Source organism: Enterobacter sp. T1-1 (assembly GCF_000710795.1).
Lineage (GTDB): Bacteria > Pseudomonadota > Gammaproteobacteria > Enterobacterales > Enterobacteriaceae > Enterobacter > Enterobacter cloacae.
In genome coordinates this window covers 96,676-117,977 of sequence record NZ_JALW01000023.1, presented here as the reverse complement: position 1 = coordinate 117,977, position 21,302 = coordinate 96,676, and the positions used below count along the sequence as shown (strand labels likewise).

The 21,302-nt window shown below is 54.4% G+C and carries 18 protein-coding genes; 4 read left to right on the top strand and 14 right to left on the bottom strand.

Annotated elements, in window-relative coordinates:
* Window positions 1–6: 6 nt before the first annotated feature.
* The 14 genes from murG to leuO all read right to left on the bottom strand — a co-directional run bounded on the left by murG (window position 7) and on the right by leuO (window position 16,413).
* The gene (gene murG, locus AK59_RS0110300) at window positions 7–1,071 is read right to left on the bottom strand and encodes an undecaprenyldiphospho-muramoylpentapeptide beta-N-acetylglucosaminyltransferase (RefSeq protein ID WP_029882700.1); all 1,065 of its coding nucleotides are present in this window, start codon (window positions 1,069–1,071) and stop codon (window positions 7–9) included.
* The gene (ftsW, locus tag AK59_RS0110295) at window positions 1,068–2,312 is read right to left on the bottom strand and encodes a cell division protein FtsW (RefSeq protein ID WP_013095573.1); all 1,245 of its coding nucleotides are present in this window, start codon (window positions 2,310–2,312) and stop codon (window positions 1,068–1,070) included. The genes murG and ftsW overlap by 4 nt, the downstream gene beginning before the upstream one ends.
* Window positions 2,312–3,628, bottom strand: coding sequence for a UDP-N-acetylmuramoyl-L-alanine--D-glutamate ligase (gene murD, locus AK59_RS0110290; protein WP_029882699.1), 1,317 nt, complete (start codon window positions 3,626–3,628; stop codon window positions 2,312–2,314). Before murD ends, ftsW begins: the two co-directional genes overlap by 1 nt.
* A gap of 2 nt (window positions 3,629–3,630) precedes the next feature.
* Window positions 3,631–4,713, bottom strand: coding sequence for a phospho-N-acetylmuramoyl-pentapeptide-transferase (mraY, locus tag AK59_RS0110285; RefSeq protein ID WP_008501985.1), 1,083 nt, complete (start codon window positions 4,711–4,713; stop codon window positions 3,631–3,633).
* Complete coding sequence (gene murF, locus AK59_RS0110280) at window positions 4,707–6,065, bottom strand: UDP-N-acetylmuramoyl-tripeptide--D-alanyl-D-alanine ligase (RefSeq protein ID WP_013095571.1); 1,359 nt, start codon at window positions 6,063–6,065, stop codon at window positions 4,707–4,709. Before murF ends, mraY begins: the two co-directional genes overlap by 7 nt.
* Window positions 6,062–7,549 (bottom strand): UDP-N-acetylmuramoyl-L-alanyl-D-glutamate--2,6-diaminopimelate ligase, encoded by a 1,488-nt coding sequence (gene murE / locus AK59_RS0110275; RefSeq protein ID WP_032618495.1) that lies wholly within the window; start codon window positions 7,547–7,549, stop codon window positions 6,062–6,064. The genes murF and murE overlap by 4 nt, the downstream gene beginning before the upstream one ends.
* Window positions 7,536–9,302 carry a peptidoglycan glycosyltransferase FtsI gene (locus AK59_RS0110270; protein WP_029882697.1) on the bottom strand — a complete coding sequence of 589 codons (1,767 nt, stop codon included), beginning with the start codon at window positions 9,300–9,302 and terminating at the stop codon, window positions 7,536–7,538. The genes murE and AK59_RS0110270 overlap by 14 nt, the downstream gene beginning before the upstream one ends.
* A 15-nt stretch (window positions 9,303–9,317) precedes the next feature.
* Complete coding sequence (gene ftsL / locus AK59_RS0110265) at window positions 9,318–9,683, bottom strand: cell division protein FtsL (protein ID WP_008501989.1); 366 nt, start codon at window positions 9,681–9,683, stop codon at window positions 9,318–9,320.
* On the bottom strand, window positions 9,680–10,621 hold the full coding sequence (gene rsmH / locus AK59_RS0110260) for a 16S rRNA (cytosine(1402)-N(4))-methyltransferase RsmH (protein WP_029882696.1): 942 nt from the start codon (window positions 10,619–10,621) through the stop codon (window positions 9,680–9,682). The genes ftsL and rsmH overlap by 4 nt, the downstream gene beginning before the upstream one ends.
* A gap of 2 nt (window positions 10,622–10,623) precedes the next feature.
* Window positions 10,624–11,082 carry a division/cell wall cluster transcriptional repressor MraZ gene (gene mraZ, locus AK59_RS0110255; RefSeq protein ID WP_014830641.1) on the bottom strand — a complete coding sequence of 153 codons (459 nt, stop codon included), beginning with the start codon at window positions 11,080–11,082 and terminating at the stop codon, window positions 10,624–10,626.
* A gap of 605 nt (window positions 11,083–11,687) precedes the next feature.
* The gene (gene cra, locus AK59_RS0110250) at window positions 11,688–12,692 is read right to left on the bottom strand and encodes a catabolite repressor/activator (protein WP_013095565.1); all 1,005 of its coding nucleotides are present in this window, start codon (window positions 12,690–12,692) and stop codon (window positions 11,688–11,690) included.
* A gap of 179 nt (window positions 12,693–12,871) precedes the next feature.
* Entirely contained in the window at window positions 12,872–13,363 is a 492-nt protein-coding gene (ilvN, locus tag AK59_RS0110245) for an acetolactate synthase small subunit (protein WP_008501994.1), read from the bottom strand.
* Window position 13,364: 1 nt separating this feature from the next.
* Entirely contained in the window at window positions 13,365–15,089 is a 1,725-nt protein-coding gene (gene ilvI, locus AK59_RS0110240; protein WP_013095564.1) for an acetolactate synthase 3 large subunit, read from the bottom strand.
* A gap of 379 nt (window positions 15,090–15,468) precedes the next feature.
* The gene (leuO, locus tag AK59_RS0110235) at window positions 15,469–16,413 is read right to left on the bottom strand and encodes a transcriptional regulator LeuO (protein WP_013095563.1); all 945 of its coding nucleotides are present in this window, start codon (window positions 16,411–16,413) and stop codon (window positions 15,469–15,471) included.
* A gap of 636 nt (window positions 16,414–17,049) precedes the next feature.
* On the opposite strand from leuO, the gene leuL reads away from it, so the two are divergent.
* The 4 genes from leuL to leuC all read left to right on the top strand — a co-directional run bounded on the left by leuL (window position 17,050) and on the right by leuC (window position 21,293).
* Window positions 17,050–17,136 (top strand): leu operon leader peptide, encoded by an 87-nt coding sequence (gene leuL / locus AK59_RS1000000125450; RefSeq protein WP_071830037.1) that lies wholly within the window; start codon window positions 17,050–17,052, stop codon window positions 17,134–17,136.
* A gap of 91 nt (window positions 17,137–17,227) precedes the next feature.
* Window positions 17,228–18,799: a 2-isopropylmalate synthase gene (gene leuA, locus AK59_RS0110230; RefSeq protein ID WP_013095562.1), complete on the top strand. Its 1,572-nt coding sequence runs from the start codon at window positions 17,228–17,230 to the stop codon at window positions 18,797–18,799.
* Window positions 18,799–19,890 carry a 3-isopropylmalate dehydrogenase gene (gene leuB, locus AK59_RS0110225; protein ID WP_013095561.1) on the top strand — a complete coding sequence of 364 codons (1,092 nt, stop codon included), beginning with the start codon at window positions 18,799–18,801 and terminating at the stop codon, window positions 19,888–19,890. Before leuA ends, leuB begins: the two co-directional genes overlap by 1 nt.
* 2 nt (window positions 19,891–19,892) lie before the next feature.
* On the top strand, window positions 19,893–21,293 hold the full coding sequence (leuC, locus tag AK59_RS0110220; RefSeq protein ID WP_013095560.1) for a 3-isopropylmalate dehydratase large subunit: 1,401 nt from the start codon (window positions 19,893–19,895) through the stop codon (window positions 21,291–21,293).
* The last annotated feature ends 9 nt before the right edge of the window (window positions 21,294–21,302 follow it).

The following is a 21,302-nucleotide window of genomic DNA, read 5'->3' as shown; positions in this document are numbered from 1 at the left end:
CGAGGGTTAAGCCTGAGCTGCCAGGCTCACTTCTTTTGCCACCCGCTCCGTTGCATCAGGAATGGCCGCCGCACGTGCACGTTGCGCCATCTCCATTAATGTTTCCCGGTTCCAGCCCGCCAGGGTGGTGGCGACCGCATCGGCGGTAAATTGTGGCTGCTCGAATATTTTCGCGGCACCGGCTTTTTCAAGCGGCAGCGCATTCCAGTACTGCTGACGATCTTTGTGCTGGAACGGCACAAACAGAGCCGGTAAACCCGCGGCGGCAATTTCACTCACCGTTAATGCACCGGAGCGACAGACCACGACATCGGCCCAGGCGTACGCTGCCGCCATATCGTCGATAAATTCCGTCACTTTGTGCTGCGGCTGACCTTCTGCCGCATAAGCCTGCTCAACGGTCTGCTGAGCGCCTTTTCCGCTTTGATGCCAGATGGTCACGGCATCACCCAGCTTTGCGGCAACCTGCGGCATCGTCTGGTTCAGGATGCGTGCGCCCTGCGATCCGCCGACGACCAGCACGCGAACAGGGCCTTCACGGCCAGCCATGCGGGTATCCGGCAACGGCAGCGCCAGCACATCCACACGCACCGGGTTCCCGACGACGTCCGCTTTCGGGAACGCACCAGGAAATGCCTGCATCACTTTGGTGGCGATTTTCGCCAGCCACTTGTTGGTCAGTCCGGCAATACCATTCTGCTCATGCAACACAACAGGAATGCCCAACGACCACGCGGCAAGTCCGCCCGGACCGGAAACATAACCGCCCATGCCCAGCACCACATCCGGCTGAAAGCGCTTCATGATGCTGCGCGCCTGACGCCATGCGTTGAAAATGCGCACCGGCGCCAGAAGCTGGGCCTTAATGCCTTTGCCACGAAGGCCAGAAATACGAATAAAGTCGATCTCAATACCGTGCTTCGGTACCAGGTCGGCCTCCATGCGGTCTGCGGTTCCCAGCCAGCGTACCTGCCAGCCCTGAGCCATTAAATGGTGCGCAACCGCCAGCCCCGGGAACACATGTCCACCGGTACCGCCTGCCATCACCATTAACCGCTTCGGTTGATTCATCGTGAACCTCGTGTAAACGCCTGGGCTTTTTCCAGACGCGTTTCATAATCTATACGTAACAACATCATGATGGCCGTCGACATGATCAACAGACTGGAACCACCATAACTGATCAACGGCAACGTCAGGCCCTTGGTCGGCAGCATACCCGCTGCGGCCCCGACGTTAACCAATGCCTGGAAGCTAAACCAGATACCAATTGAACAGGCTAAGAAACCTGAGAAGCGGTGATCGATCTCCAGCGCTTTCCGCCCAATCGACATGGCGCGGAAAGCGACGAAGAATACCATTAATAGCGCTAATACCACACCGATATAACCCAGTTCTTCCGCAATAATGGAGAAGATGAAGTCAGTATGCGCTTCGGGTAAATACTCCAGTTTCTGAACCGAGTTGCCCAGGCCTTGTCCCCAGACTTCACCGCGGCCAAACGCCATGAGTGACTGCGTCAGCTGATAGCCACTGCCAAACGGGTCTTCCCACGGGTTCCAGAACGAGGTCACACGGCGGATACGGTATGGTTCAGCAAGGATCAGCAGGACAACCGCTGAAATACCCATCCCGATAATGGCGATGAACTGCCACAGTTTCGCCCCCGCCAGGAACAGCATCGCCAGCGTCGTCACAAACAGTACCACCACGGTACCGAGGTCAGGCTGCGCCAGCAGTAAGACCGCCAGCACCAGAATCACGCCCATCGGTTTCAGGAAGCCGCGAAGGTTGTTACGCACTTCATCTACTTTGCGCACCAGGTAGTTCGCCAGGTAGCAGAACAGGGACAGTTTGGTAAATTCTGCAGGCTGAATACGCAGCGGACCAAAGGCGATCCAGCGCGATGCCCCGTTTACGGAACTCCCCACCACCAGCACGATCAGCAGCATGATGATCGAGGCGATCAGCATCGCGGTACTGTGTCGCTGCCAGAACGCCATTGGCAGACGTAAGGTTATCAGCGCAAGACAGAACGCCAGGATGATGTACAGACCATCACGCTTGGCAAACAGGAAAGGATCGTTCGCCAGTCGCTGCCCGACGGGCATTGATGCTGACGTCACCATAATAAAGCCGACCGCCGCCAGCCCCAGGGTGAGCCAGAAGAGCGTGCGATCGTACATGATCAGGCTGTCGTTATCTTTCTGACGAGAGCCCATCACCCAGCCTTTCAGTGCCGCAAACAACCACACCAGGACACCAAATCCTGGGAAGCGCGGCATTTTCAGGCGAGGGAGAGATAAACGCATCAGCCTAACTCCTTCGCCAGGCGGGTAAAGAGATCACCACGCTGTTCGAAATTCTTGAATTGATCAAGGCTGGCGCATGCCGGAGAGAGCAGCACCATATCGCCCGGCTTCACGCGAGGAGCAATCAGGCGCATTGCCTGTTCCATGGTTTCGGTCTGCTCGGCGATCTCAGGACGCAATTCCGCCAGTTCCCTGCCATCACGACCAAAGCAGTAGAGACGGATGTTATCGCCGGAGAGATACTGCTTCAGGGAGGTGAAATCGGCGGACTTACCGTCGCCACCCAGCAGCAGATGCAGAGTACCTTCCACCTGCAAACCATTCAGCGCGGCCTCTGTACTGCCTACGTTGGTGGCTTTGGAATCATTGATCCAGCGTACGCCGTTATGCTCCAGCGCCAGCTGGAAACGGTGCGCCAGTCCGGTAAAGGTGGTCAGCGCCTGCAGGCTGGAGGAGCGTGGCAAACCGACGGCATCCGCCAGCGCCAGCGCCGCCAGCGCATTGGTGTAGTTATGCTGACCGGAAAGCTTCATCTCCTTCACGTTCAACACCTTCTCACCTTTCACCCGCAGCCAGGTTTCACCCAGCTGACGGTTCAGATGATAATCACCCATGGTGATACCAAAGCTGATGCAGCGGTCATCGGCACCGCGTACCGGCATGGTCAGGGCATCATCGGCGTTAACGACGCAGACTTTGGCATTTTCATATATACGCAGTTTGGCTGCGCGATACTGCTGTAGACCAAACGGATACCTGTCCATATGATCTTCGGTCACGTTCAGGATTGTGGCCGCGGCCGCATGCAGGCTGGAGGTGGTTTCCAGCTGGAAGCTGGAGAGTTCCAGTACGTACAGCTCGCAGCCTTTGTCCAGCAGCATCAGTGCCGGCAAACCAATGTTGCCGCCAACGCCGACATTTTTGCCCGCCGCTTTCGCCATCTCACCCACCAGGGTAGTGACGGTGCTTTTTCCGTTAGAGCCGGTAATGGCGATAACTGGCGCCTGCGCTTCGCGACAGAACAGCTCGATATCACCGACAATCTCAACGCCCGCATCGGCTGCGGCGCTCAGTGAAGGGTGCGCCAGCGCCATACCGGGGCTGGCCACAATCAGATCGGCTGCCTGCAGCCAGTCATCATTCAGACCACCAAGGTGGCGTTCAACCTGTTCCGGCAGTTTGTCCAGACCCGGCGGAAAAACACGCGTATCCATCACCCGCGGCGTCACGCCGCGCGCAAGGAAAAAGTCCACGCAGGACAGGCCAGTAAGGCCCAACCCGATGATAACGACTTTTTTGCCCTGGTAATCTGCCATGATTAACGTACCTTCAGCGTTGCCAGGCCAATCAGCACCAGCATCAGCGAAATAATCCAGAAGCGCACGATGACGCGCGGCTCTGGCCAGCCTTTCAGTTCATAGTGATGGTGAATCGGTGCCATACGGAAGATGCGCTGGCCGCGCAGCTTAAAGGAACCGACCTGCAGGATCACCGACAGGGTCTCAACCACGAATACCCCGCCCATGATCACCAGCAGGAACTCCTGGCGCAGCAGCACGGCAATAATACCCAGCGCGCCGCCCAGAGCCAGTGAACCGACGTCACCCATAAAGACCTGGGCCGGATAGGTGTTGAACCACAGGAAGCCCAGCCCCGCCCCGACAATGGCCGTACAGACGATCACCAGCTCGCCCGCGTGACGCAGATAAGGAATGTGCAGATAGTTGGCAAAGTTCATGTTGCCGGTCGCCCACGCCACCAGCGCGAAACCTGCGGCCACGAAGACCGTTGGCATAATGGCCAGGCCATCCAGACCATCGGTCAGGTTCACCGCGTTACCGGTGCCCACAATCACGAAGTACGCCAGCAGAATGTAGAACAGCCCCAGTTGCGGCATGACGTCTTTAAAGAACGGCACCACCAGCTCGGTAGCGGGAGTATCTTTTCCGGCCAGATACAGCGCGAAGGCCACGCCCAGCGCAATTACCGACATCCAGAAATATTTCCAGCGGGCGATCAGACCTTTCGTGTCTTTACGTACCACTTTGCGGTAATCATCAACAAATCCAATGATTCCGTAGCCCACCAGCACAGTCAGGACACACCAGACGTACGGGTTGGATGGATAGGCCCACAGCAGCACGGAAACCACGATCGCGGTCAGGATCATAATCCCGCCCATGGTTGGCGTACCGCGCTTGCTGAAGTGCGATTCCGGACCATCGTTACGCACAACCTGGCCGAAAGAGAGTTTTTGCAGACGGGCAATCATGCGCGGGCCCATCCACAACGAGATGAACAGCGCAGTCAGCAGGCTGACGATGGCGCGAAACGTCAGATAGGAAAAGACGTTAAAGCCTGAGTAATATTTGACCAAATGTTCGGCCAGCCAAACTAACATGTCCCGTTCTCCTGTAATGCGTGCACTACCTCTTCCATGGCGGCACTACGTGAACCTTTCACTAACACAGTCACAATTTGTTTTTCAGCAATCAACGTCTTCAGACGTTCAATCAGTGCGGCTTTATCGGCAAAATGTTCGCCAACACCGCTGGCATGGCTAATCGCCTGGCTCAGTTTTCCTGCGCTCAGTACGCAATCCAGCCCGGCCGCTTTCGCGGCTTCACCCACCTGGATATGACAGGCTTCGCTCTCATCGCCCAACTCGGCCATATCGCCAACCACCATCACGCGATAGCCTGGCATTTCGGACAACACCTGTACGGCTGCCGTCATCGAACCGACGTTCGCGTTGTAGGAGTCATCCAGCAGCAGTTTGTTTTCTGCAAGCTGGACTGGGAACAGACGTCCCGGTACGGCTTTTAAATTCGCAAGGCCAGTTTTGATCGCGTCATGTGTTGCGCCGACGGCCATCGACAGCGCCGCGGCAGCAAGCGCATTGGCGATGTTATGGCGACCCGGCAGCGGCAGCAGAACCTCAATGCCTCCCGTTGGGGTATTGAGCGTGAATTCCGTGCCATGCGAAGTCACATGGATATGGGTCGCGGTAAAATCACTGTCTGCCGCATTAGGCGAGAAGCGCCACGTCTTACGTGAACCGATGATGCTCTGCCAGTTCAACCAGTCGTTATTATCGGCATTCATAATGGCGATACCGTTATCCGGCAGGCCGGTATAGATCTCACCTTTGGCTTTCGCCACGCCTTCAAGTGAACCGAAACCTTCCAGATGCGCGGCGGCCAGGTTGTTCACCAGCGCAGCCTCCGGACGCGTCAGGCTGACCGTCCAGGCAATTTCACCCTGGTGGTTTGCCCCTAATTCAATCACCGCAAAGTCATGCTCTTTGGTGAGGCGAAGCAATGTCATCGGCACGCCGATGTCATTATTTAGATTGCCTGCGGTGTAAAGCGTGTTACCGCACTGACTGAGGATCGCCGCCGTCATCTCTTTTACTGACGTTTTGCCCGAAGATCCCGTCAGAGCAACAACGCGAGCTGGCACCTGCTGACGAACCCATGCGGCCAGTTCACCAAAGGCAAGGCGCGTATCCTTCACCACAATCTGCGGTAAATCGATATCGAGTTTGCGGTTCACCAGCAGCGCACCCGCACCATTCTCTTTCGCCTGTTCAGCAAAATCGTGGGCGTCAAAACGTTCGCCCTTCAGCGCCACAAACAGGCACCCGGCGGTCACTTTGCGGGTATCTGTCGTCACGGCGTCGATGGTCAGATCCTGACCATGTAACGTACCCTGCAGGAGGGTTGCCGCCTTGCCGAGCGTTAAGCTGATCATGCCACCACTCCCAACAGACGCGCTGCCGTTACACGGTCCGAATAGTCCAGACGACGATTGCCAACAATCTGATAATCTTCATGGCCTTTACCCGCCAGGAGCACGACATCGTTCTCCTGCGCCTGCATGATGGCGTTGGTCACGGCTTCCGCACGGCCTTCCACCACGCGGGCACGTCCTGCGTCCAGCATACCGGCCAGGATATCGTTGATAATGGCGCGCGGTTCTTCAGTACGCGGGTTGTCATCGGTCACAACCGGAATATCCGCGAACTGTTCGGCGATAGCACCCATCAACGGACGCTTGCCCTTGTCGCGATCGCCCCCACAGCCAAACACACACCAGAGCTTACCGGCGCAGTGCAGACGTGCCGCTTCAAGCGCTTTTTCCAGCGCATCCGGCGTGTGGGCATAATCGACAACAACGGTCGGTTTACCTGGTGCACTGAACACTTCCATACGGCCACAGACGGGCTGCAGACGCTCTGCGGTGTTGAGCAGTTCGTCCATCGGATAGCCCAACGCCAGCAGCGTTGCCAGCGCCAGCAGGAGGTTGCTGACGTTAAACGCCCCCATCAGGCGGCTTTCAATTTCGCCTTCACCCCAGGAAGAGGCAAAGCGAATCGTCGCGCCGCTGTCGTGATAATTAACCTCAACCGCCTTCAGCCAGCGGCCATGGCAGTTCGGATTGATATGGTCTTCCATCGACACCGCAACCGCATCCGGCAGATTCGCAAGCCAGCGGCGCCCCACTTCGTCATCAGCGTTGATGATGGCCTGTCCATAGTGATGCGTGGAGAAGAGCAGCCATTTCGCGGCCTCGTAATGCTCCATATCACCATGATAATCAAGATGATCGCGACTCAGGTTCGTGAACACGGAGGCGGCAAATTTCAACGCCGCCACACGATGCTGTACCAGACCATGAGAGGAGACTTCCATCGCGGCAAAGGTCGCACCCTGCCCTGCCAGACCAGCAATTACATGTTGTACGTCAACCGCGGAGCCGGTGGTGTTTTCCGTCGGGCTCACTTTACCCAGCAGCCCATTCCCCACGGTGCCCATTACGGCGCCGGTTTCTCCCAGCAGTTGCGCCCATTGCGCCATCAATTGGGTGGTCGTCGTTTTACCGTTAGTGCCCGTCACGCCCACCAGACGCAGCTGGTCTGAAGGCTCGTTATAAAAACGTCCCGCCAGTGCGGAGAGTCGCTCATTCAACTGGCTAAGGTAGATAACCGGCACACCGTGCATTTCACGGATTTCACCGTCGGTTGCCTCATCTTTAGCCTCAGCAATAATGGCAGCTACACCTTGCGCAATCGCCTGCGGGATATATCGACGCCCGTCCGCCTGATGACCAACTACAGCCACAAAAAGATCGCCGGAAGCAGCCACACGGCTGTCCAGTACCATCTCCCGTAGCGCTCGCTCAGGTGCGTTTGGCACCCACGGAGCGAGAAGGTCGCGCAAATTACGATCTGCCACCTGTACCCTCGCCTTGATTAATTACAAATTCACTTTTTTCGCCCGTTGCCAGCGCGTCCGGTTCAACGTTCATGGTGCGTAATACGCCGCCCATGATGGCGCCGAACACAGGCGCTGAAACGGCGCCGCCGTAGTATTTACCCGCCTGTGGATCGTTAATGACGACCACCAGCGCAAAACGCGGATTGCTTGCAGGCGCAACGCCTGCGGTATAGGCAATGTATTTGTTGATGTAGCGGCCGTCTGGCCCCACTTTTTTCGCCGTACCGGTTTTAATGGCGATGCGATAGCCTTTGATCGCCGCCTTCACGCCGCCACCGCCAGGTAGCGCTACGCTTTCCATCATATGCACAACGGTACGAACGATAGATTCCGGGAAGATACGCTCGCCCGGAACCGGTGGATCAACTTTGGTAATCGACAGTGGGCGATAGACGCCATAGCTGCCAATCGTTGCGTAGACTCGCGCTAACTGTAACGGGGTTACCATTAGCCCGTAGCCGAAAGAGAAGGTGGCCCTCTCTATGTCAGACCACCGTTGTTTTTGAGGATATAAGCCACTGCGTTCTCCGACCAACCCCAAATTGGTCGCCTTTCCTAGCCCAAAACGTGAGTAAGTCTCTACTAACGCTGAGGACGGCATCGCTAACGCCAGCTTTGAAACACCGACGTTACTCGACTTCTGTAATACCCCGGTCAGGGTCAATTCGCTGTAGCGCGCCACGTCTTTAATCTCGTGGCCGTTGATTCGGTAAGGGATCGTGTTCAGAACCGTGTTCTCATTGACGATGCCGCGTTGCAGCGCCGTCATCACCACCATCGGCTTCACCGTGGAGCCAGGTTCGAACACGTCGGTAATGGCCCGGTTACGCATTGCATCTTTGGCGGTACCGGTAAAGTTGTTCGGGTTGTAGGACGGGCTGTTGGCCATCGCCAGCACTTCGCCAGTGCTGACATCCACCAGCACGGCGCTGCCCGACTCCGCCTTGTTAAAGGCCACGGCATTGTTCAGCTCGCGATACACCAGCGCCTGCAGGCGTTCATCAATGCTCAACGCCAGGTTATGCGCGGCCTGGCTGTCTGTGGAAGAGATATCTTCAATCACGCGACCATAGCGGTCTTTACGCACGATTCGCTCACCCGGCTGACCGGTAAGCCACTTATCGAAGCTTTTTTCAACCCCTTCAATCCCCTGGCTGTCGACGTTGGTAAAACCAATGAGGTGAGCGGTTACTTCGCCGGAAGGATAGTAACGGCGAGACTCTTCTCGCAGATGGATACCCGGGAGCTTCAGTTTTCTGATGTAATCGGCCATGTCAGGGTTAACCTGACGCGCCAGATAGATAAAGCGCCCTTTCGGGTTGGCTTTAACGCGAGAGGCAAGCTGATCCAGCGGCATTTTCAGGGCGTCAGACAGCGCTTTCCAGCGGTTGTCGAGCGTGATACCACCGGCATCGTGCAGCTCTTTCGGATCGGCCCAGATCGCCTTCACCGGTACGCTCACCGCCAGCGGACGACCGGAACGATCGGTGATCATCCCGCGAGATGTGGAGACTTCCTGTACGCGCAGAGAGCGCATATCGCCCTGGCGCACCAGCATGTCAGGCGCGATGATTTGTAGCCACGCCACACGTCCCAGCAGGAAGCCCAGCGCGAGTAAAATGCAGCCGCAAAGCAACGCAAAACGCCAACTGATAAAGTTGGCCTGTTCTTCCTGACGTTTTGGTTTTAGCGTTTTTGCCGCTGCTCTCATGCGTCGCGTTTTCCCTTATTTTTGTACTACGATATTTTCCTGGGAAGGATCAACATGCTGCAATTGCAGCTTTTCTGTTGCGATCCGCTCGACCCGGCTGTGATCGCCGAGGGCGTTTTCTTCAAGGATCAGGTTTCGCCATTCAATATCCAGCGCATCGCGTTCCAGTACCATCTGCTCGCGTTGCGCAGTCAATAAACGTGTGTGGTGGGCTGTCGTCACCACCGTTACTGCCGTCACAATGATGCAAATGAACAAGCAGAGTGGCAGCTTCCCAAACCGCAAAAGATCGTCGCCGATCACGCCAGGCAAGGCATGGCGCTCGTTGCTTCCTAACGAATCCTTAACTTTGCTTAGGGTCTCTGTCACTCTGCCGATCATGCGTTCGTCCTCTCTGCAATACGCAGCACTGAACTACGGGCGCGTGGATTCTCTGCCACCTCTTCTTCGCCCGGCATCAACTTGCCTAATGCTCGCAACTGACGGCCACCCAGCTTCCTGAGTTGTTCTTCCGTCATCGGCAGCCCTGCTGGCACCTGTGGACCGCGGCTTTGTTCACGCATAAAGCGTTTCACAATACGGTCCTCCAGCGAATGGAAGCTGATGATGGACAACCGCCCTCCCGGGGCCAGCACGTCGAGCGAGCTTTTTAGCGCCAGCTCTATTTCCTCCAGTTCACTGTTTACCCAGATGCGAACCGCCTGGAAGGTACGGGTCGCGGGGTGTTTGTGTTTATCCTTCACCGGTGTTGCCGCCGCAATCACCTCGGCCAGCTCTTTCGTGCGGGTCATCGGCTCAATACGATTGCGCTCAACAATGGCGCGCGCGATGCGCTTGCCAAAACGTTCTTCGCCAAAGGTTTTGATCACCCAGGCGATATCAGCTTCATCTGCGGTCTGTAACCACTCGGCGGCAGACTGACCGCGCGTGGGATCCATGCGCATGTCAAGCGGGCCGTCGCGCATAAAGGAGAAGCCGCGTTCAGCATCATCAAGTTGGGGTGAAGAGACGCCAAGATCGAGAAGAATCCCGTCGATCTTGCCCGTCAGACCGCGCTCAGCAACGTATTCCGCCAGCGCAGAGAAAGGTCCATGCACGATGGAAAAGCGTGGGTCATCGATGGTTTGCGCAACAGCAATCGCCTGCGGATCGCGATCAATTGCCAGCAGACGTCCTTCCGCTCCAAGCTGGGAGAGGATCAAACGCGAGTGGCCACCGCGACCAAAAGTGCCATCAATGTAGATGCCGTCCGGACGAATATTCAGGCCGTTGACGGCCTCATCCAGCAACACCGTTGTATGTTTATAATTTTCCATCATATTTATAGAGACAAGTCCTGCAGCCGTTCCGACAAGGTAGCGGAATCAGACTGCTCAGCGTCGATATCTTCCTTGACCTGTTGATACCAGGTCGTTTCGTCCCACAGTTCAAACTTGTTGAACTGACCGACCAGCATCACTTCTTTGGTCAGACCGGCATGCTGCCGCAGCACGGGCGCAATCAGTAATCGCCCTGCACTATCCATCTGACACTCACTGGCATGCCCCAATAACAACCGCTGCACGCGGCGTTCCTGCGGGTTCATGCTCGACAGTCGCGACAGCTTTTGCTCAATAATTTCCCATTCAGGTAAAGGGTAAAGCAGCAGGCAGGGGGAGTTGATGTCAATGGTGCAAACCAGTTGACCCGAAGCGTTCTCGATCAGCTGGTCGCGGTATCGGGTTGGTACCGATAAACGCCCCTTACTGTCGAGATTGACTAACGTTGCTCCACGGAACATGCCAGTCTCACCCCTCCTCACCACTTTAACCCACAAATTCCCACCTAAAGGAGTTTACGGAGCGAGGGAAAAGCTTGTCAAGCCAGGACTCTCTCTATACGAACCCGAAAGGGCTCTATTTACAGAGATAAACAGTCCTGGTTAATAACTGCACAACTGGCGAGGCAAAATTAACGTTATGAATATTTGTAAGAAAAAAACCGAATATGCACACTAGCGTTAAGGCTCACTCAATATCATCGCATCGAAATATAAAGTGTCAGTTTGCGACGCGGGCAGCATTTTAAGACATATTCACAGGGGATAACAGCGCCACATTCACCACAATGCGCAATGAACGAACCGGCTGGCAGGCAAGCATGCTGGAGCAGGGGAAAAACGTCTGAATATTCATCGACCGGGCAGCTTTGTAACAAAACAATACAAAGACAGGCTTTATAAATCGTATAAATGTTCTTTCAAAGGCATTTTAAAACGCCTGAAAGAATAAAAAAAATAGCAGGTTCTGATTCCTAAGGAATCGTCCTAATTTTTCTCCGGGAATTATTTGACAGAATTATCCAGAAAAAAGAGGGGACAGTTTTCGCTATCCCCCTCTCATTTCATTAATGGCGGCTTAAAATTCCGCGACGGTAGAGATTACGTTTGATGCGCGTCAGCCCCGGCTTCGGTTTACGTGGTTCATCAAGGCTCGCGAGAACGATCTCCAGCACGCGCTCCGCCACATCACGATGGCGCTGCGCGACGGCCAGGACCGGACATTGCAGGAAGTCGAGCAGTTCGTTATCACCGAAGGTGGCGATAGCAAGATCGGAAGGCAGCTTACCATCCCGACGCAAAGTGACATCCATCACCCCCTGCAGCAACGCAAATGAAGTGGTGAACAGCGCCTGAGGCATCGGGTGCGTCTCCAGCCATTTCTCGAACAGCTGCGCAGCGGCTTCGCGTTCATAACTGTTGGCATAAAGGTAGTGAACCTCGCGCGGGTCGTCTTTCCATGCCGTTCTGAAGCCTTGCTCACGCAGGAAACTCACAGAGAGCTCAGGCAACGCCCCAAGATAGAGCACGGTTTCAGCCGGGAAGGTTCTCAGCTCCGCGGCCAGCATTTCCGCGTCATCCTGATCGGCACCGACGACACTGGTAAAATGCTCTCTGTCCAGGGCGCGATCCAGTGCAACGATTGGGAACGGATCGTTCGCCCAGCGTTGATAGAAGGGATGCTCGGGTGGCAAGGAGGTCGAAACGATGATCGCATCAACCTGACGCTGGAGCAGATGCTCAATACAGCGCATTTCGTTATCAGGCTGATCTTCAGAGCAGGCAATCAGGAGCTGATAGCCACGCTGGCGAGCCTGACGTTCAAGATAGTTAGCGATGCGGGTGTAGCTGGTGTTTTCCAGATCGGGGATCACCAGACCAATCGATCGGGTGCGCCCGGCACGTAAGCCCGCTGCGACAGCATTCGGGTGGTAGTTGTGCTCACGAACCACCGCCATGACTTTCTCAACGGTTTTGTCGCTGACACGGTACTGCTTTGCTTTACCGTTAATCACATAGCTGGCCGTAGTTCGTGACACGCCGGCTAGCCGGGCGATTTCATCCAGTTTCACAATTGCCCCTTAAAAAAAGAAAAGAGTCCATGGCCCTGTCAAGGTTATGGTTAAATCTTTTAACATCTAAACGCAGAATAGCTTTCGCGGCAACCGCTTTTATCTGTGTTATCGGCGTATTACGCAAAAAAAAGCCCGGCTTTGGTGACCGGGCTGAAAGAGGCGAACCTTATTACCTGCTAACGCATGATTTTCTCGCCGCGCGAAAGACCGACAACGCCCGACCGCGCAACCTCGACAATTTTTGCCACATCCCTTACGGACGCCAGGAATGCATCCAGCTTGTCACTCGTTCCCACCAGCTGAACCGTATATAAAGAAGGGGTAACGTCAATAATCTGCCCACGGAAGATATCCGCGTTGCGTTTAACCTCTTCACGGCCGTAACCACTGGCCTGAATTTTCACCAGCATGACCTCACGTTCTACATAAGCCCCCTGCCCCAGTTCGCTCACGCGCAGAACATCGACAAGTTTGTGTAACTGTTTCTCGATCTGCTCAAGCACCTTGGCGTCGCCGACGGTCTGAATCGTCATGCGCGACAGCGTAGGATCCTCGGTAGGGGCAACGGTCAGGCTCTCAATGTTGTAGCCGCGTTGTGCAAAGAGTCCAATAACGCGTGACAGTGCGCCAGACTCGTTTTCCAGTAATACAGATAATATCCGGCGCATATCAGGTTCTCTCCGTTTTACTTAACCACATTTCGTCCATACCACCACCGCGAATATGCATCGGATAAACGTGCTCTGTGCCATCGACAATGACATCCATGAAAACAAGGCGGTTATTTTTGACGTGTTCAAGCGCTTCAGCAAGTTTCGCTTCCAGCTCTGCCGGCTCGGTCACCCGCATCCCGACATGACCATAGGCTTCGGCCAGACGAACAAAATCCGGCAGCGATTTCATGTAGGAGTGAGAATGGCGGCCAGAGTAGATCATATCCTGCCACTGCTTCACCATACCGAGATAACCGTTATTCAGGTTCAGAACCAGAACCGGCAGTTCATATTGCAACGCGGTGGAGAGTTCCTGGATATTCATCTGAATGCTGCCGTCTCCCGTCACGCAAACGACGGTTTCATTCGGCAGCGCAAGCTTCACCCCCAGTGCGGCAGGTAACCCAAAGCCCATTGTCCCCAGACCACCAGAGTTGATCCAGTGACGTGGTTTATCAAACGGATAATAAAGCGCGGCAAACATCTGATGCTGACCTACATCAGAGGTGACATAGGCTTCACCTTTCGTCAGACGCCAGAGGGTTTCGATCACCGCCTGCGGCTTAATGTTTTCGCTTTGGGTATCGTATTTCAGACACTGACGTGCTCGCCACTGCTCGATCTGTTGCCACCAGTCGCGGATCTCATCCAACGGTTGTGAAGGGGTTTCCTGCGATAGCAGATCCAGCATTTGCTCCAGAACCTGTCGCGCATCCCCAACAATCGGCACATCCGCCGGCACCGTTTTCGAAATAGACGTAGGATCGATATCAATATGCAGCACGGTGGCGTTCGGGCAGTACTTCGCCAGATTGTTGGTCGTGCGATCGTCAAAGCGCACGCCAACGGCAAAGATCACATCCGAATGATGCATCGTCATGTTGGCTTCATAGGTACCGTGCATGCCCAACATACCCAGAGCCTGGCGGTGCGTTGCCGGGAAGGCGCCCAGTCCCATCAGTGACGAGGCGACAGGAAGATTCAATTTTTCGATCAGCTCACGCAGTTGCGCTTCACAGGCTGAGTTAACCGCGCCGCCGCCGACATAGACCACCGGCTTTTTCGCAGCCAGAAGCGTGTGTAACGCACGTTTGATCTGGCCTTTGTGGCCCTGTGTCGTTGGGTTGTAGGAGCGCATGCTTACCGTTTCCGGCCAGACATACGGCAGCTTGTTTGCCGGGTTAAGAATATCTTTAGGCAGATCGACCACCACAGGACCAGGCCGCCCACTGGCTGCCAGCCAGAAGGCTTTTTTCAGTACGCCGGGAATGTCTTCAGTTTGCTTCACCAGGAAACTGTGCTTCACAACGGGGCGTGAAATCCCCACCATGTCGCACTCCTGAAATGCATCGTAGCCAATCAGTGACGTTGCGACCTGCCCGGATAGAATGACCAGCGGGATGGAGTCCATATAGGCTGTCGCAATGCCGGTAATTGCATTCGTCGCGCCGGGGCCGGAGGTGACCAATACCACGCCCACTTCACCCGTCGCACGCGCCAGCCCGTCAGCCATGTGCACCGCCGCCTGCTCGTGGCGCACCAAAACATGGTCAATGCCGCCTACCGTATGAAGCGCATCATAAATATCCAGAACTGCGCCTCCAGGGTAGCCGAACACCTGCTTAACGCCCTGATCGATTAACGATCGGACGACCATTTCCGCGCCAGACAACATCTCCATGCTTTGCCTCCAGGCATTTTGTTATAGACGAACTGCAGAATTCATTTCCACACCGTCTTACGATCGTGATGAACCAATCTTATATATTGCAGAGTGATCGTTACCTTAACCGCTCGTTTTGAGGCAGGCAATTAGCAAACAGGACGCGGCAAACGGGGTCAAAAGCACAAAAAGCAGCGTTAAAGGGAGGATATGGTTAATTCCACTGTGATTCGTTCGTGAGGTGATAAATCATCGCTGAAAAGCGCAACCTTTCAGGAAATCATCTATTTTTGCGAGGCTGGCAGCAGCCAGAAAAAATAACAACAGCACAAAATACCGCAAATGAAAAAATACGCAGGATAAACCACACACGCCGATGTGATTTATCCTGACGCGCTTATCGGCGGCAAATGCTAATAAGCAGCTCTTCCATCCACTGATGGCCTTTATCCCGGCCTGCGGCTTCATGCCAGGAAAGATAACACGTACGGCTATTGAGTTTGAGTGGCAACGGCAGGATTTGCAGATTTAAGGGTTCCGAAAACTCCTCCGCCAGCCAACGCGGGGCAATAGCGACCAGATGGGTCTGGGAAACCACATTTAAGACGCTGACCATGGCCATTCCCTGATAAGCCACGCTCGCCTGTTTATCCGCAGTGTCATACCACGGCAAACTAAATGAGGCGTATCGGTCGAGGGCAACAACAGCGTGCTGCTCGTTATAAACATCACTTTCGCGCAGCGGCATATTCATTCGTGGATGTTTTTTGCTGGCGACCAGTACCATTTCATCTTTAAACAGCGGTACACAGGAAAATTCCGGACGACGGAACTCTTCGTATCCCAGAACGAATTCTGTTTCCTGATACCGAAGCTGATGTTCTGTGTTCTGATTAAGAGAAGATTTAAATACCAGTTGAATATTGGGCGCAATTTCTTCGACTTTATTGTAGATCACGGACGTCAAATAATTATCTAACGGGCTACATACACAAAGATGGAAAACACGCTCACTGCTTAAGGGCTCAAAACCCGATCCCGGCAGCTCATTTTGCACCAACTGTAACGCCTGGCGGATAGAGCCAAACAGCTGAAATGCACGCGCCGTGGGTTGAATCCCTCTGCCATAACGAACAAACAATTCGTCATTAAACATCACTTTAAGCCGGGATACCGCATTGCTGACGGCAGGCTGCGACATCCCCAGAGACTGCGCTGCCCGCGTGATATTCTGTTCCTGCATCACCGCGTCAAACACGGTCAACAGATTGAGATCCACGGTGCGTAACTGAGGTTTAACCCCATTATAACCCTGAGGTTGATTAATATTATTTTCTGGCACTCCTGGCTCCACTGTCACGCTAAACTCCCTTTGCCAAATTACAGTAATAATTTCGAAAAATATGATTTACCATGCAGATACAACCAGCGAAAGAGAATTGTTTAAAATTCGGAAAATATAAAGAGCGCATCATCAAAAGGGTGACTTCGCCCAGGTCATTGATGGTGAGATGAAATTCCGCATAAATGATATCAATGACATTATGGTTTGCATGAAACCATAATCAAGACAAATACACAATCGCCCTTCGGTTAATGATAACTTAAGTATTATTAAACTATTCACGTGAGCCATGCCAAACAATTAACAAACTCGCATCATTGCTCACGCTTTATTTACTGCATTTTTATTTGCAGCACTAATAACTCAATGAAATTAAAAACAATTCTTCTCAGGGCTAATCCATTACAGACGTATGTTGAATTGATACTAATTATATTTAAATCGTTCCGGAGATGAATCTCCAGTCCAAAAATAGACTTTTCAAAAGGCATGAAAGATAAAAACCAGCACAATTAGCTAAATAAAATTCTCTGGAACATCGTGCGATCGGGGTCGTTTTTGTTGTCAGGGGTTGACATCAACCCCCATATCCAGTACCACTAAAAGCATATTGAATTTAACGGAGCACGATTCATGATTCGCACCATTCGTTTCACCGGTCTACTACTACTAAACGCATCCTCTGTGCGCGGTAGACTGGCGGGCGAAATTCAGCGTTGAATCGTCACCAGTAAGACTAAAAACCCGCGCCACTGCGCGGGTTTTTTTATGCTCGTAGCAAGGCGCCCTAAGACTGACAAGGACCTAACCCATGAGCCAGCAAGTCATTATTTTTGATACCACTTTACGTGACGGTGAACAGGCATTACAGGCGAGCCTGAGTGTGAAAGAGAAGCTGCAGATTGCGCTGGCTCTCGAACGTATGGGTGTCGACGTGATGGAGGTGGGTTTCCCGGTCTCTTCTCCGGGTGATTTCGAATCGGTACAGACCATCGCCCGTACCATCAAAAACAGCCGCGTCTGTGGTCTGGCACGTTGCGTTGAGAAAGACATCGACGTTGCCGCCGAGTCACTGAAAGTGGCTGAAGCATTCCGTATTCATACTTTTATTGCCACCTCCCCCATGCACATTGCCACCAAGTTGCGCAGCACCCTCGACGAGGTGATTGAGCGCGCGGTCTACATGGTCAAACGCGCGCGCAACTACACGGATGATGTTGAATTCTCATGTGAAGACGCTGGCCGCACGCCAATTGAGGATCTGGCGCGCGTGGTGGAAGCCGCCATTAATGCCGGGGCCAAAACCATCAACATCCCGGACACCGTCGGCTACACCATGCCGTTTGAGTTCTCCAACATCATTACTGGCTTGTATGATCGTGTGCCAAACATTGATAAGGCAATTATCTCTGTTCATACCCACGACGATTTAGGCCTGGCCGTCGGCAACGCCATCGCCGCTGTTCACGCCGGTGCCCGTCAGGTAGAAGGTGCGATGAACGGTATCGGGGAACGCGCAGGCAACTGTTCCCTGGAAGAAGTGATCATGGCGATCAAAGTGCGCAAAGACATCATGAACGTGCACACCCGCATCAATCACAATGAAATCTGGCGTACCAGCCAGACCGTCAGCCAGATTTGCAACATGCCGATCCCCGCCAACAAGGCGATTGTCGGTACCGGCGCATTCGCGCACTCTTCCGGTATCCACCAGGATGGCGTACTGAAAAACCGCGAAAACTACGAAATCATGACCCCGGAATCGATCGGTCTGAACCAGGTTCAGTTGAATCTGACCTCCCGCTCCGGCCGTGCGGCAGTGAAACATCGTATGGAAGAGATGGGTTACAAGGACAGCGATTACAACATGGATCAGCTGTACGACGCGTTCCTGAAGCTGGCCGACAAAAAAGGTCAGGTGTTCGACTATGACCTGGAAGCACTGGCCTTCATTAATAAGCAGCAGGAAGAGCCAGAGCATTTCCGTCTGGATTACTTCAGCGTGCAGTCCGGCTCCAGCGATATCGCCACGGCATCCATCAAGCTGGCCTGCGGGGATGAGATAAAAGCGGAAGCGGCAAACGGCAATGGTCCTGTCGATGCTATCTACCAGGCGATTAACCGCGTCACCGAATACGACGTGGAGCTGGTCAAATATGACCTGACGGCCAAAGGCCATGGCAAAGATGCACTCGGTCAGGTGGATATCGTGGTCAATTATAACGGCCGTCGCTTCCACGGCGTGGGTCTGGCGACCGATATCGTCGAATCCTCTGCGAAAGCGATGGTGCATGTCCTGAACAATATCTGGCGCGCCGCTGAAGTCGAAAAAGAGTTGCAACGCAAAGCTCAGAATAAAGAGAACAACAAGGAAACCGTGTAATGTCGAAGAATTACCATATTGCTGTGTTGCCGGGTGACGGTATTGGCCCGGAAGTGATGGCACAGGCGCTGAAAGTACTGGAAGCCGTTCGCTCGCGTTTTGCGATGAAAATTACCACCAGCCACTACGACGTGGGCGGTATTGCTATCGATAATCACGGTACGCCGCTGCCAAAAGCAACGGTAGAGGGTTGCGAGAACGCCGATGCAGTCCTGTTTGGTTCCGTGGGTGGCCCGAAATGGGAACACCTACCACCCGCAGAGCAGCCAGAGCGCGGCGCGTTGCTGCCGCTGCGTAAACATTTCAAGCTGTTCAGTAACCTGCGTCCGGCTAAACTGTATCAGGGTCTGGAAGAGTTCTGCCCGCTGCGCGCGGATATCGCCGCTAACGGCTTCGACATTCTGTGCGTGCGTGAGCTGACCGGCGGGATCTATTTCGGTCAGCCAAAAGGCCGTGAAGGCAGCGGCCAGCATGAAAAAGCGTTCGACACCGAGGTCTATCACCGTTTCGAAATTGAACGTATCGCCCATATCGCTTTTGAGTCTGCACGCAAACGCCGCCATAAAGTGACCTCTATCGACAAAGCGAATGTGCTGCAGTCTTCCATCTTATGGCGTGAGATCGTCAGCGAAGTTGCTAAGCATTATCCTGACGTTGAGCTGTCGCATATGTACATCGACAACGCGACAATGCAGCTGATTAAAGATCCGTCCCAGTTTGACGTGCTGCTGTGCTCCAACCTGTTCGGCGATATCCTCTCGGATGAGTGCGCGATGATCACCGGCTCCATGGGCATGCTGCCATCAGCGAGCCTGAACGAAGAAGGCTTTGGCCTGTACGAGCCTGCTGGCGGCTCCGCGCCGGATATCGCAGGTAAAAACATTGCTAACCCGATTGCGCAGATCCTCTCCCTGGCTCTGCTGCTGCGCTACAGCCTGGATGCAGGCGATGCGGCAACCGCAATTGAGAACGCCATTAATCGCGCGTTAGAAGAAGGCGTCCGTACCGGTGATTTAGCACGCGGCACGGCGGCAGTCAGTACCGATGAAATGGGTGACATCATTGCCCGCTATGTCGCTGAAGGGGTGTAATCATGGCGAAGACGTTATATGAAAAATTATTTGATGCACACGTTGTCTACGAGGCACCAAACGAAACCCCGCTGCTCTATATCGACAGGCATCTGGTACACGAAGTGACCTCCCCACAGGCATTTGATGGGCTGCGTGCGCACAAACGCCCGGTACGTCAGCCGGGTAAAACCTTCGCGACAATGGATCACAACGTTTCCACCCAGACCAAAGATATCAATGCGTCGGGCGAAATGGCGCGTATCCAGATGCAGGAATTGATCAAGAACTGTAACGAGTTTGGCGTCGAGCTCTACGATCTGAACCATCCGTATCAGGGTATCGTTCACGTGATGGGGCCTGAGCAGGGGATCACCCTGCCCGGCATGACCATCGTCTGCGGCGACTCCCATACCGCAACGCACGGCGCGTTTGGTGCACTGGCGTTCGGTATTGGCACCTCTGAAGTTGAGCATGTTCTGGCTACGCAGACCCTGAAACAGGGCCGAGCCAAAACCATGAAGATTGAAGTGAAAGGCAAAGCCGCGCCGGGGATCACCGCGAAAGACATCGTGCTGGCCATCATCGGTAAAACGGGCAGTGCCGGCGGCACCGGGCACGTAGTTGAGTTCTGCGGTGACGCTATTCAGGCGCTGAGCATGGAAGGTCGTATGACTCTGTGCAATATGGCCATCGAGATGGGGGCCAAAGCAGGTCTGGTGGCACCGGATGAAACCACCTTCAACTATGTAAAAGGGCGTCTGCACGCACCAAAAGGTCAGGATTACGCTGACGCCGTCGCGTACTGGAAAACCCTGAAAACCGATGATGACGCGGTTTTTGATACCGTTGTTACCCTGCAGGCGGAGGAGATTGCCCCGCAGGTGACCTGGGGAACCAATCCGGGTCAGGTCATTTCCGTGAATGACACCATTCCCGATCCGGCCTCATTTACCGATCCGGTCGAACGCGCCAGTGCTGAAAAAGCGCTGGCGTATATGGGTCTCAAACCCGGTGTGCCGTTGACCGATGTGACCATCGACAAAGTCTTTATCGGCTCCTGCACCAACTCGCGTATCGAAGATTTACGCGCTGCGGCGGAAATCGCCAAAGGCCGTAAAGTGGCACCCGGCGTACAGGCGCTGGTTGTGCCAGGCTCCGGCCCGGTAAAAGCGCAGGCGGAAGCCGAAGGCCTGGATAAGATCTTTATCGAAGCAGGCTTCGAGTGGCGCTTGCCTGGCTGCTCCATGTGTCTGGCCATGAACAATGACCGCCTGAATCCGGGCGAACGTTGTGCCTCCACCAGTAACCGTAACTTTGAAGGACGTCAGGGCCGCGGTGGACGCACCCACCTGGTCAGCCCGGCGATGGCCGCCGCTGCGGCAGTTACCGGCCATTTCGCCGATATTCGCAGCCTGAAATAAGGAGACAAT

Coding starts and splice junctions, on each gene's coding strand:
- murG (WP_029882700.1), bottom strand. CDS start 1,071: ATGAATCAACCGAAGCGGTTAATGGTGATGGCAGGCGGTACCGGTGGA.
- ftsW (WP_013095573.1), bottom strand. CDS start 2,312: ATGCGTTTATCTCTCCCTCGCCTGAAAATGCCGCGCTTCCCAGGATTT.
- murD (WP_029882699.1), bottom strand. CDS start 3,628: ATGGCAGATTACCAGGGCAAAAAAGTCGTTATCATCGGGTTGGGCCTT.
- mraY (WP_008501985.1), bottom strand. CDS start 4,713: ATGTTAGTTTGGCTGGCCGAACATTTGGTCAAATATTACTCAGGCTTT.
- murF (WP_013095571.1), bottom strand. CDS start 6,065: ATGATCAGCTTAACGCTCGGCAAGGCGGCAACCCTCCTGCAGGGTACG.
- AK59_RS0110270 (WP_029882697.1), bottom strand. CDS start 9,302: ATGAGAGCAGCGGCAAAAACGCTAAAACCAAAACGTCAGGAAGAACAG.
- ftsL (WP_008501989.1), bottom strand. CDS start 9,683: ATGATCGGCAGAGTGACAGAGACCCTAAGCAAAGTTAAGGATTCGTTA.
- rsmH (WP_029882696.1), bottom strand. CDS start 10,621: ATGATGGAAAATTATAAACATACAACGGTGTTGCTGGATGAGGCCGTC.
- mraZ (WP_014830641.1), bottom strand. CDS start 11,082: ATGTTCCGTGGAGCAACGTTAGTCAATCTCGACAGTAAGGGGCGTTTA.
- ilvN (WP_008501994.1), bottom strand. CDS start 13,363: ATGCGCCGGATATTATCTGTATTACTGGAAAACGAGTCTGGCGCACTG.
- ilvI (WP_013095564.1), bottom strand. CDS start 15,089: ATGGAGATGTTGTCTGGCGCGGAAATGGTCGTCCGATCGTTAATCGAT.
- leuL (WP_071830037.1), top strand. CDS start 17,050: ATGATTCGCACCATTCGTTTCACCGGTCTACTACTACTAAACGCATCC.
- leuA (WP_013095562.1), top strand. CDS start 17,228: ATGAGCCAGCAAGTCATTATTTTTGATACCACTTTACGTGACGGTGAA.
- leuB (WP_013095561.1), top strand. CDS start 18,799: ATGTCGAAGAATTACCATATTGCTGTGTTGCCGGGTGACGGTATTGGC.
- leuC (WP_013095560.1), top strand. CDS start 19,893: ATGGCGAAGACGTTATATGAAAAATTATTTGATGCACACGTTGTCTAC.